Source organism: Caulobacter sp. SLTY (assembly GCF_009905535.1).
Classification (GTDB): Bacteria; Pseudomonadota; Alphaproteobacteria; order Caulobacterales; family Caulobacteraceae; genus Caulobacter.
Window position 1 is genome coordinate 53,303 of record NZ_JAAALA010000016.1, and the last position, 13,345, is coordinate 66,647.

Here is a 13,345-nt window from a genome sequence, read left to right on the forward strand (position 1 = left end):
TGATCGATCACCGGCGTGGCCGCCAGGGTTGGGAGACTGTAACCGCTGCCGAGGCGTCGACCCATGCCGTTTCCCTCCATCATGCCCCTCACGTCACTGACCTCGCAGACGGGGCGTCAGATCAACGGCACGGCGGCGGGCGCAGAGTTCGGAGCCCAAGTCCTTCTGGAGGACTTCAATGGCGACGGATTCATCGACCTGGCCGTGTCGGCGTCAGGCGTTAACGGCTATGCCGGCGCCGCCTATGTCATCTTCGGAACGGCTTCCGGAATCCCGACCAACATCGGCTTGGCCGACCTCAATGGGACCAACGGCTTCGTGGTCACCGGTCGCACGACCACCGCGTTCGGAGCCGCCCTGGCCGCCGGGGATGTGAACGGCGACGGGATCCAGGACCTGTTGATCAGCGGTTTTGGGAGCGACGGTCTCGCAACGGTGGTCTTCGGCCAAAGCGGCGCCGTGGCGGCGACCAGGGCCTACACGGTCTTTACGGGCGCCAACGGCTTCAACTTCAATCGCCAGGACGCAGGGTACGACGTCAGCGCCGGGGGCGACATCAATGGCGACGGGATCGATGATCTGGTGGTGAGCCACCACTCCTCCAACGCCGGCGGGGCTAGTTCGGGGGCCGCCTATGTCGTGTTTGGAAAGACCTCAGGCTGGGCTTCGACTGGGCCGTTGAGTGGCCTCGACGGCTCGAACGGCTTCCGAGTGGTGGGTTCGGGCGGCGATTTTCTCGGCCAGTCTCTTGAGGTCATGGATATCAATGGCGACGGCATCGACGACCTCCTGATGGGAGCGCCTGGCGCGGTCGCTGGCGCCGCCGACAGCGGCGCGGTCTACGTCGTCTACGGCAAGACCTCGGGATGGGCGGCCAGCCTGTCGGTGGGCGACCTGGACGGCGTCAATGGCATGACGTTGACTACCAATCTGGCCGCCAACCTGGGCAGGGCCGTGACAAACCTCGGTGACATAAACGGTGACGGCCGAGAGGATGTCGGGATCATCAGCTCAAACACGACGACAAGCTACGTCCTGTACGGGCGGGCGAGCTCCGGTCCGTCGCTGCTGGCGCTCAACGCGCTCGATGGCTCTGACGGGTTCCAGTTCACGAACGCCTACACGGCGTCGGACATCGTCAACGCGGGCGATGTCAACGGGGATGGCTATGACGATCTGTTGGTCGGCTCGGCACCCTTCGCGGGGAGTGCTTATGTGTTGTTCGGCAGCGCCGAGGGCTGGGCGGCCGTTGAGGATCTGCGCTCGCTGAATGGTCAGAACGGCTTTACAATCATCGGCGAGGCGAACGGTGACCTGATGGGCCGGAACGTGTCAGGCGGACATGACCTGAACGGCGACGGCCTTGACGATATCGTCATCGGTGCGCGAGGCCATGACGCAGCCGGCTCGTTCTCGGGCGCGGCCTACATCATCTATGGCCAGCAGGGGAACATCAGCCGGACCGGCACGGCGGCGGCCGAGACCCTGACCGGCAATATCGCCAACGACACCCTCAGCGGTCTGGACGGCAAGGACCTGCTCTACGGCCTCGCCGGGAACGACACCCTGCTCGGCGGCGCCGGCGGGGACCTGCTGGACGGCGGCGCGGGGGCCGACGCAATGTCTGGCGGGACGGGGGATGATACCTACATCGTCGATGACGCCGGCGATCTCATCACCGAGCTGGGCGGTGAGGGCATCGACCGGGTGCGGTCCACCGTGAGCGTCACCCTGGCCGCCAATGTCGACAACCTGAACCTGGAAGGCAGCGGCGACATCAATGGGACCGGCAACAGCCTGGTCAACCAGATCACCGGCAACAGCGGGGCCAACCGCATCCTGGCCGGCGGCGGCGCCGATCTGGTCAAGGGTGGCCTGGGCAATGACGACCTCAACGGCGAGGCCGGAGCCGACCATCTGCTCGGCGAGGGCGGCGCCGACACGCTGAACGGCGGAGATGACAACGACCGCCTGGACGGCGGCGCCGGAGATGACATATTGAACGGCGGGGCAGGGCTCGACATCCTGGATGGCGGGGCCGACTCCGACACCCTCAACGGGGACGCGGGCGCCGACCAGCTTTCGGGCGGCGAGGGGGCCGACATCCTCAACGGCGGGGCGGACAATGACGTCCTTGACGGAGGCGCCGGCGCCGACAGCATGACCGGCGGGACCGGCGACGATACCTACACCGTCGACAATGCCGGGGACACGGTGACGGAGCTTGCGGCACAGGGGACCGACCAGGTGCGGGCCGGGATCAGCGTCACCCTCTCCGACAATGTCGAAATCCTCATCCTGACCGGGGCCGGGGATCTGAACGGGACCGGCAACGGCCTGGCCAACACGCTGAACGGCAATAACGGCGCGAACACCCTGGACGGGCTGGGCGGCAATGACCTGCTCAAGGGAGGCCTCGGCGCCGACACCCTGATCGGCGGCCTGGGCGCGGACATCCTGGTTGGCGGAGGCGGGGCGGACAGCTTTGTCGTGCGGCAGGAGTCGATCTACTCAAGCGCCAACCCCGCGGGCCGCGTCTTGGAAATCGACACCATCAGCGACTACGCCGCCGTCGAGAGCGACCGCATCGACCTGTCAGCGATCGACGCCATTGCCGGCGGCGCGGACGACGCCTTCCTGCTGGTCGGCGCCTTCAACGGCCAGGCCGGCCAGATGACGCTGTCCTTCGCGGGCGGCGTCACCAGCCTGTCGTTGGACGTGGATGGCGATGGCAGGGCGGACTATCTGATGAAGATCAACGGCAACGTCACCGGCCAGAGCGGCTCCTGGCTGCTCTGACCTCAGGCGACCGGCTGGACGTCGGTAACCTTGTAGGCCAGCAATCGCCCGTCTTCGTCGGCGACCGAGACATATTCGCCGACCGCGAACCGGTGCTGACCCAGCTTGTGGACGGCTTCGTCGTCGGTGTCCGTCTCTTCGTCATAGTCGAAGTACCAGTTGTCCCGGCGGCGGGCGAGGCGGCCGGTCGTAGCGTCTTCATCGGGGGCAAAGCGGCGGACGGTGCAGTCGGCCTTGGCCTTCTGGAAGGCGTCGAGATTGAGCATCCCGTCGTCCGTCAGGGGCGCGACGAGCGTGTAGCCCCGGTGGTCGTCTCCATCGGCGAACTCGGTGCCCGGATTGCGGGCAAGGCGCATGATGATGCGGGACAGGGTCATGCCTGTTTCTCCAATGTTGGGGGCGCTAGTGGGACAGGAACAGCGACGGGCCGTCGTTGTTCAGCAGGGTGCGGGTGGTGCCGCCGAAGATGTATTCCTGCAGGCGCGGATGGCCGAAGGCGCCAGCGACAAGCAGGTTGGCGCCGAGGCGCTGGCAGGCGGCCAGCAACAGATGGGCCGCGTCGCCGCTTCCCGTGAGGGTCTCGACCTCGGCGGTCACGCCGCGAGCGGCGAAGAAGGCCTGCAGCCGACCACCATCGAAATTGCGAGAGGACGCATCGGGCGCGCAGAGAATGACGACCCGCCCGGCCTTTTCCAGAAGCGGGAGGGCGGTGCGGGCGGCCCGGCTGGCCTCCTTGCCGCCGTCCCAGGCGACGGCAACAGTCCCCCCCACCGTCAGGCCGGGCCGGGCGACGATGGTCGGGCGCTGTTCATCAGCGACGGTCTGCTGGAAGGCCTCGGCCAGGGGGCCACGCCCGCGCGCGGCCTCGTCGCCGAACACCACGACGTCCGACAGCCGGCCTTCCATGGACAGACCGGCCCAAACGGGCGTGTCCAGCGGCACGAAGCGGGCCTTGCCGTAGCCGCTGGCGGCGACTGCGGCCTCGGCGGCGCGGCGGCCCTCCGCGGCGGCCTCCTTAAGGCTGTCCATGGCGGTGATCTGCACCCCGCCCATGAACCCCTCGCCCATCCAGGGCATCAGGTCCGCGACGTCGGCCGGGGCGTGCACCGCCGCCAGCTCAGCGTCAAACGGCGCGGCGAGCGCGGCGCCGGCCGCCAGGACGGTCTCGTCGGCTGCGCCGCCCGACAGCGGCGCCATGATACGGGCCCAGCTCATGAACTTATCTCCATGTTTGAACCAACGATTGTGGGGGATACCCCGTTCCGGTCGTTGATCTTTGTCAAGCGATGCTCCAGTTGAACCGTCCGATTGTCGAGCCAGGGGAACTACGCATTGGCCAAGGGGACGCGCAGCAAAGAACCACCCAGAGCCTGGCAGCGCATGCTGTCCGGCCGCCGGCTGGACCTGCTCGATCCTTCGCCCATGGATATCGAGATCGAAGACATCGCCCACGGCCTGGCCCGCGTGGCCCGTTGGAACGGCCAGACGATCGGCGAGCACGGATTCTCGGTGGCCCAGCACAGTCTGGTCGTCGAGGAAATCGCCCACTACATCGACCCGAGCCTGGAACCGAAATGGCGGCTGGCCGCCCTGCTCCATGACGCGTCCGAGTATGTGATCGGTGACATGATCAGCCCGTTCAAGGCGGCGCTGGGCGTGTCCTACAAGGACTTCGAGGAGCGGCTGGAGCACGCCATCCACGCTCGCTTCGGCCTGCCTGCGAAGACGCCGCTGGCCATCAAGAAGCTGTTGAAACAGGCCGACCGCGCCTGCGCCTATTTCGAAGCCACCCAGCTGGCCGGCTTCACGGTCGAGGAGAGCCTGGGCTTCTTTGGCGCGCCGCCGAACGGCTACCAGCTGACGATCCGGCCCGAGCCGCCCAGCGTCGCCCAGGCCCACTACGTCGCTCGGTTCCACGCCCTGTCGGAGGCCGCCGGCTTCGAGCGCAAGGCATGACCCTGATCGTCAGCCCGCTGCGCGACGCGCCGACGGTGATCAAGTGGAAGAAGCCTTCCCATGTGATCACCCTCCTCGAGGAAGGGCTGATGAGCCAGGCGCCGCGAGCGCTCTATCCCGACCACCACCTGAAGCTCAGCGTGCATGACATCTGGGAGGCCGCCGATGGCGAGACCCTGCCCGATGAGGGCCTGGTGCGGAAGATCCTCGACTTCGCCGAGGGCTGGGTGACCCTCGATCCAATGCTGGTGCATTGCTGGGCGGGGGTCAGCCGCTCGACAGCCGCCGCCTATCTGATCGCCTGCGCCCGCAACCCCGATGCGTCGGAGGCGGCGATCGCGCAGGCTCTGCGTAAGGCATCCCCGGGCGCGACCCCGAACCCGCTGATCGTGGCGCTGGCCGACGATGTCTTGGGGCGTGGCGGACGGATGGTGGACGCGGTGCGGGCGATCGGGCGCGGAACCTATGTCTATCCGGGCGCCCCGTTCGAGATGCCGTCGCGGTTCTAGGGTTCGCCTTCATACCCGTCCAAAAATCCTTTATCCCCTGGCCATGATCCTTTCCGTTGTCATTGGCCTGTCCGCTGTGATCGTCGCCATCCGCGACGGCGAGGCCGTTGTGCTGACGGTGCGGCCGGACCAGGCGGCGGGCCTGCCGTTCGGGCCTTTTGCGCCGGAGAAGGATCGGACATTCGAGCTGGCGTTGCGGGACTTCGTCTCCAGCCAGACCGGGTTCGAACTTGGCTACGTGGAACAGCTCTACACCTTCGGCGACCTGGGGCGGGACGCGCCGCGGGCCGAGGTCGGGGCCGGGCGGGCTCGGGTGGTCTCGGTGGGCTATCTGGCCCTAACCCCCTCGGCCAGCGGCAGCCTGGCGGCGGATACCGTCTGGGCCAGCTGGTCACGGTATTTTCCGTGGGAGGACTGGCGCAAGGGCCGCCCCGAACTGATCGACGAAGGGATCGCACCCGCCCTGATGGCCTGGGCCGGCAAGGATGCGGGCCGCGTTGCCCGCGCGCGCCTGGCGTTCGCGCTGGACGGTGCGCCTTGGAACGAGGAGCGGGTGCTGGAGCGCTATGAGCTGCTCTACGAGGCCGGCCTGGCGCCGGAAGCGGCCCGCGACGCCGCGCGCGCCGACGGCCGCGATCCGCCGGAGCCGGCGGCCATCTCGGCCGCCTTGGGCGAGCCGATGATCAGCGACCACCGGCGGATCCTGGCGACCGGCCTTGGCCGGCTGCGCGGCAAGCTGAAGTATCGGCCGGTGGTGTTCGAACTGATGCCGGCGGAGTTCACCCTGTCGGCGCTACAGCGGACGGTGGAGGCCATCGCCGGCATCCCCCTGCACAAGCAAAACTTCCGCCGGGTGGTCGAGCGCACCGAACTGGTCGAGGGCCTGGGCCGGATGGACGCCGACACCGGCGGGCGGCCGGCCGAGCTCTTCCGCTATCGCCGGGAGGCGCTGCAGGCGCGACCGGCGCCGGGCTTGAGTTTGCCGGGGCGGGGTTAGCGCTCTATTCCGCCGCCAGCGGGGGCGCCGGTTCCTTCGCCGCCTCTTGCCGCGCCAACCACTTCGCCTTCAGTGTCTTGGATGTCTCCCGCGAGCCGTCCGGGCTCCAGCCAGGCGGGCCGAACAGGTAGCCGAGCACTTCGCGTGGCGAGCGGGCCGTCATCAGGTCCTTGCCGATGCCGATCCACTCGTGGAAGGCCACCCGCAGGATGTTGAAATCGCCCAGATTCTTCACCAGGCCGTAGCGCGGCGGCTCCTCGTCGGTCTCGGGGATGAAGGTGCCGAACAGCTTGTCCCAGATGATCAGGATGCCGGCGTAGTTGGCGTCGAGGTAGCGTGGGTTGCGGGCGTGGTGCACGCGGTGGTGGCTGGGGGTGTTGAACACCGCCTCGAACCAGCGCGGCATCTTCCCGATCGCCTCGGTATGGATCCAGTACTGGTAGACGAGGCTGATCCCCTTCTGGATGGCGATCATCGCGGGGGGAAAGCCGATCAGCGCCAGCGGAAGCCACAGCAGCCAGGTGCCGGCGATCCCGCCGGTCCAGGTCTGACGCAGGGCGGTGGCCAGGTTGTAGTGCTGGCTGGAGTGGTGGTTGACGTGGCTGGCCCACCAGAACCGTCGCTCATGGCTGAGGCGGTGGAACCAGTAGTAGGTCAGATCCTCGAGGAAGAAAATCGCCACCCAGGCCCACCAGGCGGTCATCGGAATGTCGAAGATGCGGAACTGCCACACCCCCACGACCGCCGCGATGACTACGGCGCCGGTCAGCAGGCCAGCGATGTTGCTGCCCAGACCCATCATCAGGGAGGTGGCGGTATCGCGCGGCTCATAGGCGGCCTTGGCCTTGCGCAGCCGGCCCAGAATGATCTCGCCGACAATGGTGATCACAAACAGGGGGATGGCCAGGGTGACCGGGTCAAAGGCCGGCTTGATGGGGTCGAGAGTCATGCGGCGAGGTCCCGCTCGTGTTCAGGCGGCCAGGGGTTCACCCCGCTGACGGCAAGGTCGAGGCGCGGGGCGCCGCTGTCGGCAGTACGGATGCGCACCCGACCGCCACGGATCTCGCTCGCAAGGGCACGGTCCCACGGCAGGTCGCGCGAGACCCAGGAATCGCCCAGCCGGCCGATCACGAGCGCCAAGTCGCCGGACCGGGCGATGGCCCCTGCCCCATCAGCGGCCAACCAGACGGCGCCTACCGGATGGTCGGGGTATTCGACGGCGAGGATTTCCCGGGCGGCGGCTTCGTCGAGAGCCGGACAGGGCCTGGGGATTCGCGCCCAGGCGGCGATGCCGACCATCGCCGCGACGGCCACGGCCGACCCCAGCAACTGAATGACGATGGCGTTCAACCTGACGCTCCATTCCCCAAGGAATGGGAATTTCACCCTGCAGGCCCCGCCGTCAACGAAAAAGGCCCCCGCCAGGCGGGGGCCTCTCGTCGCATCGGATGCGATCTTGGAAGCTTAGAACTTCCGGACGTAGCCGATACCCACCACGTCGGCATCCCCATCATCGCTGTCATGGCGGGTCACATCGACGCGGATGCCGTCCTTCTCGGTGAAGAAGTACTGACCGCCGATGCCGTAGGCGACGCCGTCCACATCACCCGAGCCCGAAAGGCCAGGGATCGAGACGTCGAATTCCGACTTCGAGTAGCCGACGCGGGCGAAGATGTCCGCCTTCGGGGTCACCGGCAGGTAGCCGACCGCATAGACACCAGCCTGGTAGTTCAGGTCGACATTGGCGCGGGTCCCGGCAAAGCTGGTGGAGTCGTCGGACACGCCGGCCGACAGTTCGCCTTCGACACCGAGATACTGGCCGAAGCGGGCCCCGACGCGGCCCTGCACAGCGCCTAGATCAGCGCCTTCGGCGTTGATGAAGGCGCCACCGATCGTGCCGTAGCCGCTGGGGGTCATGTCCTGCGCCATGGCGGGCGCGGCAAAGCCGATAGCGGCGACGGAAGCGGCGGCAATCATGAGAGATTTCATTGTTTTATGTTCCTTAGTTCGTACCGTAGTTCAGAACCCCTCCTGCCCATGGTTAGGTATGAACCAAACGCGGCCACGCAACGGCAGTTCAGGGTTTTGAATGCGGCAGGTGCGTGTCGTTGCGACCAAAGCACACACGCTGTTCTGCGAGCACGAAACGTCATCGGGGGTGACGGCGGCGGGTTAAGTGCTATCTAGCAACCCAGCAAAAATAGACGGTCCGGGATCGGATCGCGTCGGGGTTCGAAAGATCGTGCATCAGGCTGTAATCGCCGCCACCGGGCTGTTCACCCCCGAACAGTCCATCTCCAACACCGAACTGGTCGAGGCCTTCAACGCCTACGTCGAGCGGTTCAACACCACCAACGCAGACGCCATCGCGGCGGGCGAGGTGGAGGCCCTGGCCCCGTCCAGCCCGGAGTTCATCGAGAAGGCCTCGGGCATCAAGGCCCGGTTCGTGATGGACAAGGCCGGCATCCTCGATCCGGAGGTGATGACCCCCCGCATTCCCGAGCGCCCCAACGAGGAGCTGTCGGTGCTGGCCGAGATGGCGGTCAAGGCGGCCAAGGAAGCCATCGCCGCTTGGGGCAAGGACGCCAGCCAGATTGACGCCGTGCTGTGCGCCGCGTCGAACATGCAGCGGGCCTATCCGGCCATGGCCATCGAGGTGCAGCAGGCGCTGGCAATCGAGGGCTTCGCCTTCGACATGAACGTGGCCTGCTCCAGCGCCACCTTCGGCATCAAGACGGCGGCCGACTTCATCGCCTCGGGCTCGGCGCGGGCGGTGCTGATGGTCAACCCGGAGATCTGTTCGGGCCACCTGAACTTCCGCGACCGAGACAGCCACTTCATCTTCGGCGACGTGGCCACCGCGGTGATCGTCGAGCGGGCCGAGGACGTCCCGGCCGGCCAGGGCTGGGAGATCCTCGGGACCCGGCTGAAGACGGTGTTCTCCAACAACATCCGCAACAACTTCGGCTTCCTGAACCGGGCCGCGCCGGAGGGTATCGGCGCCAAGGACAAGCTGTTCGTCCAGGAGGGCCGCAAGGTGTTCCGCGAGGTGGTGCCGATGGTCAGCGAGATGATCGTCGAACACGCGGGCGATATCGGCGTCGATCCCCACGGCCTCAAGCGGATGTGGCTGCACCAGGCCAACATCAACATGAACGACATGATCGGCAAACGCGTCCTAGGTCGCGACCCGACGCCGGAAGAGAACGTGATCATCCTGGATGACTACGCCAACACCAGCTCGGCCGGCTCGATCATCGCTTTCCACCTGCACAATGATGGGTTCGGCCCGGGCGACACCGGGCTGATCTGCAGCTTCGGGGCGGGCTATTCCGCCGGCACGGTGTTCGTCAGGAAGCGCTAGACTTCCAACTGTCACGCGGAGGCGGTATCGCGGAATCCTGACCGGGGATCCCGCCATGACCGACCTCTTGCGCCACCGCTTTTCCCTGTCGCGCCGGCGGCTGTTCCAGTTCGCTGGGGCGGCCGGGGCGGCGGGCTTCGCCCTGACCCTGGACGAGCGGCCGGCCCTGGCCCAGCCGATCTTCGCCGACTATCCCTTCCAGTTGGGCGTGGCGGCGGGCGATCCGGCCGCCGACGGCTTTGTCATCTGGACCCGACTGGCGCCCCGCCCCCTGGAGCCTGGCCAGGGCATGCCCTCCCAGGCGGTCGAGGTGGAATGGGAGGTCGGCACGGACGCCGGCTTCAAGGACGCGATCAAGGGCAAGGCCCTTGCCCGGCCGGAACTGGGCCACTCAGTCCACGTCGAGGTCGCCGGCCTGCTGCCCGGCCGGCCCTACTTCTACCGCTTCAAATGTGGCCGCGAGACCAGCACCATAGGCCGGGCCAAGACTCTTCCCGCGGCCGGCGCCCCGGTGGCCAAGGCGCGGTTCGGCGTGGCCGGCTGCCAGCACTATGAACAGGGCACCTACATCGCCCACCGCAAGCTGGCCGGCGAGGACCTCGACTTCGTCTTCTTCTATGGCGACTACATCTATGAGTACCGCGAGCAGCGGCTGCGCAACGCCGCCGGCGGCCCCTTCGAGAACCCGCGCCGGCATATCGGCGGCGAGATCTACGGCCTCGACGACTACCGCCGCCGCTACGCCCAGTACCGGATGGACGCGGATCTGCAGGCCAGCCACGCCGCCGCCGCCTGGTTCGTTGTCTGGGACGACCACGAGGTCGACAACAACTGGACGGGCGATCTGGACGCCGACGGCACGCCGCCGGCCATTTTCAACCTGCGCCGCCAGGCGGCGGCCCAAGCCTTCTACGAGTTCATGCCGCTGCGGCTGGCTTCGCTGCCGGTCGGGCCCTCGATCCAGCTCTACCGCCGCGCCGCCTTCGGCGACCTGATGGGCCTGCAGTTCCTCGACACCCGCCAGTACCGCAGCGACCAGCCCTGCGGCGACAAATGGGGCGTCTGCAACGAACTGGACCGCGACAACGCCGAGGTGCTGGGCCTGCGTCAGGAGAAGTGGTTGTATGAGGGCCTGTCAGCCTCCAAGGCCAAGTGGAACGTCCTGGCCCAGCAGGTGATGGTCATGGACCTGGACCGCGACGCCGGACCCGACTACTCGGCCAATCCCGACACCTGGGGCGGCTATCGCACCCCCCGCGCCCGCCTGCTGAAGGCGATCCGTGACCGGCGGGTGGCAAACCCCATCATCCTGACCGGCGACGAACATCAGAACTACGCCGGCGAGGTGTTCTTCGACAGCCGCAACCCGGAGGGCGCCCCGGTGGCCGCTGAGTTTGTCACCACCTCGATCAGCTCCAGCGGCGACGGGATCGATCAGCGGCCGGACATGGTCAAGGTGCAGGCGGCCAACCCGGCCCTGAAGTTCAACAACAGCCAACGCGGCTATGCCATCTGCGAGGTGACGCCGGAGCGGTGGACGACCGAGTTCAAGGTCATGGACCGGGTCAGCGATCGAGCCGGAACGCTCAGCACACGGGCGAAGGTGAGCGTCGAAGCAGGCTCTTCGAAGGTGGAGGTGGGCTGAGGCCCCCTCCCCCCCTTGCCAACCCCGGCGACGCGGCGCCTCATGCGCGCCCACAACCGTCAGGGGACTAAAGCGGCATGGACATCGGCGTCTTCATCCCGATCGCCAACAATGGCTGGATCATGTCGGCGACCTCGCCGCAGTACATGCCGACCTTCGAGCTGAACAAGCAGATCACCCTGAAGGCCGAGGCATACGGGCTCGATTTCGCCCTCTCGATGATCAAGCTGCACGGCTTCGGCGGCCAGACGGAATTCTGGGACTACGCCCTGGAAAGCTTCACCCTGATGGCGGGTCTGGCGGCGGTGACCAGCAAGATCCGCCTTTATGCCTCGGTGCCGGTGCTGGCGATTCCGGCCCCGATCGCCGCGCGGATGGCGGTGACCATCGACAGCATCTCGAACGGCCGGTTCGGGATCAACATCGTCTCCGGCTGGCAGAAGGCGGAGTACGACCAGATGGATATCTGGCCGGGCGAGCGCCACTTCCTCAATCGCTACGACTTCTGCGCCGAGTACGTGACGGTGATGAAGGAGCTCTGGCGCGACGGGGAGTCGAACTTCAAGGGTGAGTTCCTCACCATGAACGACTGCAAGCTGCTGCCCAAACCCCAGGCCGACATCAAGATCGTCTGCGCCGGCCAGAGCCAGACCGGCGTCGATTTCGCGGCCAAGCATGCGGACTACAATTTCTGCTTCGGCATGGGGCTGAACGAGCCGAAGAAGTGCGCCGAGGCTGTGGCCCGCAACGTAGCGGCGGCCAAGAAGGCCGGGTCCAACACCGGCGCCCTGCTGCTGTTCATGATCATCGCCGACGAGACCGACGAGGCGGCGATGGCCAAGTGGGAGCACTACAAGGAGGGCGCCGACCTCGACGCCATCGCCTGGATGAACCACCAGGGCGAGGCCGATCCGCGCGCGTCACTGGACGTCAGCGCCATCTACATGAGCCGCCCGCCCTCGGCGATGAACCTGAACATCGGCACGCTGGTGGGGTCGTACGAAACCGTGGCGAAGCTGATGGACGAGATCGCCGAGGTCGAGGGCGCGGCGGGCGTGCTGCTGACCTTCGACGACTTCCTGGTCGGGCTGGACCAATTCGGCCAGCGCATCCAGCCGCTGATGAAGACCAGAGCGAATGTCCAGACTGCGTGATCGACCGCAGTCGATGGCGGAGGCGCGGCCGGGCAAGCTGATGCTGCCGGCCCGGCCCGAGGCGGTGCCGATGAGCCCCGAGGATACGGCGCTGATCGTCGTGGATATGCAGAACGCCTATGCCTCGCCCGGCGGCTATCTCGATAAGGCCGGTTTCGACATCGGCGGGGCGGCGGCGGTGATCGAGCAGATCGCCCTGGCGACGCAGGCGGCCCGGGCCGCTGGGGTGCAAGTGGTCTATTTCCAGAACGGCTGGGACGCCTCCTACGTGGAGGCCGGCGGCGAAGGATCGCCCAACTGGTGGAAGTCCAACGCCCTCAAGACCATGCGCGAGCAACCGGAGCTGGAGGGCCAGCTGCTGGCCAAGGGCGGCTGGGACTACGCCCTGGTCGAAGCCTTGACGCCCCAGCACGGCGACATCGTCATCCAGAAGCCGCGCTACAGCGCCTTCTTCAACACCGGCCTGGACTCGGCGCTGCGGGCGCGGGGCATCCGCAACCTGGTGTTCGTCGGGATCGCCACCAACGTCTGTGTCGAATCGACCCTGCGCGACGCCTTCCACCTGGAATACTTCAGCGTGATGCTGGAGGACGCGGTGCACCAGGCCGGCCCGGCCTTTCTGCAGGAGGCCACCGTCTACAACGTCGAAAAGTTCTTCGGCTGGGTGAGCAACACAGCCGACTTCTGCGGGGCTATTTCGCAGGCACCGCCAAGCTGAGCTCCAGGGCATCATATGACCCTGCCCTCTTCCTCCGTCATCCCGGCCGCAGGGCGAAGCCCGGAGAGCCGGGACCCAGGTGTGCGTGATCGCGCTATCCAAGGCGGCTTGCCGGCCAGTGGGCTGCAACCCCTGGGTCCCGGATAAGCGCTGCGCGCTTTCCGGGATGACGGACTATTTTTGCAATACAAAGCTGCCCAGAT

The 13,345-nt window shown here is 67.0% G+C and carries 13 protein-coding genes; 8 read left to right on the forward strand and 5 right to left on the reverse strand.

The features are described 5' to 3' along the window. Positions 1 to 63 precede the first annotated feature (63 nt). Positions 64 to 2,799 carry an FG-GAP-like repeat-containing protein gene (locus GVN21_RS11030; RefSeq protein ID WP_166574793.1) on the forward strand — a complete coding sequence of 912 codons (2,736 nt, stop codon included), beginning with the start codon at positions 64 to 66 and terminating at the stop codon, positions 2,797 to 2,799. A 2-nt stretch (positions 2,800 to 2,801) separates the two neighbouring features. On the opposite strand, the gene GVN21_RS11035 is transcribed toward GVN21_RS11030, so the two are convergent. Then, positions 2,802 to 3,176 carry a hypothetical protein gene (locus GVN21_RS11035; RefSeq protein ID WP_166574794.1) on the reverse strand — a complete coding sequence of 125 codons (375 nt, stop codon included), beginning with the start codon at positions 3,174 to 3,176 and terminating at the stop codon, positions 2,802 to 2,804. Positions 3,177 to 3,201: 25 nt separating this feature from the next. Continuing rightward, on the reverse strand, positions 3,202 to 4,014 hold the full coding sequence (locus GVN21_RS11040) for a universal stress protein (protein WP_166574795.1): 813 nt from the start codon (positions 4,012 to 4,014) through the stop codon (positions 3,202 to 3,204). Between the two features lie 165 nt (positions 4,015 to 4,179). Here GVN21_RS11040 and GVN21_RS11045 point away from each other — a divergent pair, with 165 nt between their 5' ends. Genes GVN21_RS11045 through GVN21_RS11055 form a run of 3 tightly spaced genes read left to right on the forward strand, consistent with a single transcriptional unit; the run spans position 4,180 to position 6,261 of the window. Then, positions 4,180 to 4,755 carry an HD family hydrolase gene (locus tag GVN21_RS11045; RefSeq protein ID WP_166574796.1) on the forward strand — a complete coding sequence of 192 codons (576 nt, stop codon included), beginning with the start codon at positions 4,180 to 4,182 and terminating at the stop codon, positions 4,753 to 4,755. Next, positions 4,752 to 5,264, forward strand: coding sequence for a hypothetical protein (locus GVN21_RS11050; protein ID WP_166574797.1), 513 nt, complete (start codon positions 4,752 to 4,754; stop codon positions 5,262 to 5,264). The genes GVN21_RS11045 and GVN21_RS11050 overlap by 4 nt, the downstream gene beginning before the upstream one ends. A 43-nt stretch (positions 5,265 to 5,307) precedes the next feature. Continuing rightward, positions 5,308 to 6,261, forward strand: a complete 954-nt coding sequence (locus tag GVN21_RS11055; protein WP_166574798.1) for an NAD regulator — start codon at positions 5,308 to 5,310, stop codon at positions 6,259 to 6,261. A 4-nt stretch (positions 6,262 to 6,265) separates the two neighbouring features. Here GVN21_RS11055 and GVN21_RS11060 read toward each other — a convergent pair whose 3' ends face one another. The 3 genes from GVN21_RS11060 to GVN21_RS11070 form a co-directional block, all read right to left on the reverse strand. Further along, positions 6,266 to 7,210: a sterol desaturase family protein gene (locus tag GVN21_RS11060; protein ID WP_166574799.1), complete on the reverse strand. Its 945-nt coding sequence runs from the start codon at positions 7,208 to 7,210 to the stop codon at positions 6,266 to 6,268. Beyond that, positions 7,207 to 7,611 carry a hypothetical protein gene (locus tag GVN21_RS11065; RefSeq protein WP_240902872.1) on the reverse strand — a complete coding sequence of 135 codons (405 nt, stop codon included), beginning with the start codon at positions 7,609 to 7,611 and terminating at the stop codon, positions 7,207 to 7,209. Before GVN21_RS11065 ends, GVN21_RS11060 begins: the two co-directional genes overlap by 4 nt. A gap of 114 nt (positions 7,612 to 7,725) precedes the next feature. Beyond that, positions 7,726 to 8,250, reverse strand: a complete 525-nt coding sequence (locus GVN21_RS11070) for a porin family protein (RefSeq protein ID WP_166574800.1) — start codon at positions 8,248 to 8,250, stop codon at positions 7,726 to 7,728. Between the two features lie 253 nt (positions 8,251 to 8,503). Here GVN21_RS11070 and GVN21_RS11075 point away from each other — a divergent pair, with 253 nt between their 5' ends. The 4 genes from GVN21_RS11075 (at position 8,504) to rutB (ending at position 13,142) form a co-directional block, all read left to right on the forward strand. Further along, positions 8,504 to 9,625, forward strand: a complete 1,122-nt coding sequence (locus GVN21_RS11075) for a beta-ketoacyl-ACP synthase III (protein WP_166574801.1) — start codon at positions 8,504 to 8,506, stop codon at positions 9,623 to 9,625. 55 nt (positions 9,626 to 9,680) lie between these two features. Next, on the forward strand, positions 9,681 to 11,270 hold the full coding sequence (locus tag GVN21_RS11080; RefSeq protein WP_166574802.1) for an alkaline phosphatase D family protein: 1,590 nt from the start codon (positions 9,681 to 9,683) through the stop codon (positions 11,268 to 11,270). Positions 11,271 to 11,347: 77 nt separating this feature from the next. Next, on the forward strand, positions 11,348 to 12,424 hold the full coding sequence (rutA, locus tag GVN21_RS11085; RefSeq protein ID WP_166574803.1) for a pyrimidine utilization protein A: 1,077 nt from the start codon (positions 11,348 to 11,350) through the stop codon (positions 12,422 to 12,424). Then, positions 12,408 to 13,142: a pyrimidine utilization protein B gene (gene rutB, locus GVN21_RS11090; RefSeq protein WP_276608510.1), complete on the forward strand. Its 735-nt coding sequence runs from the start codon at positions 12,408 to 12,410 to the stop codon at positions 13,140 to 13,142. The genes rutA and rutB overlap by 17 nt, the downstream gene beginning before the upstream one ends. Positions 13,143 to 13,345: the final 203 nt, after the last annotated feature.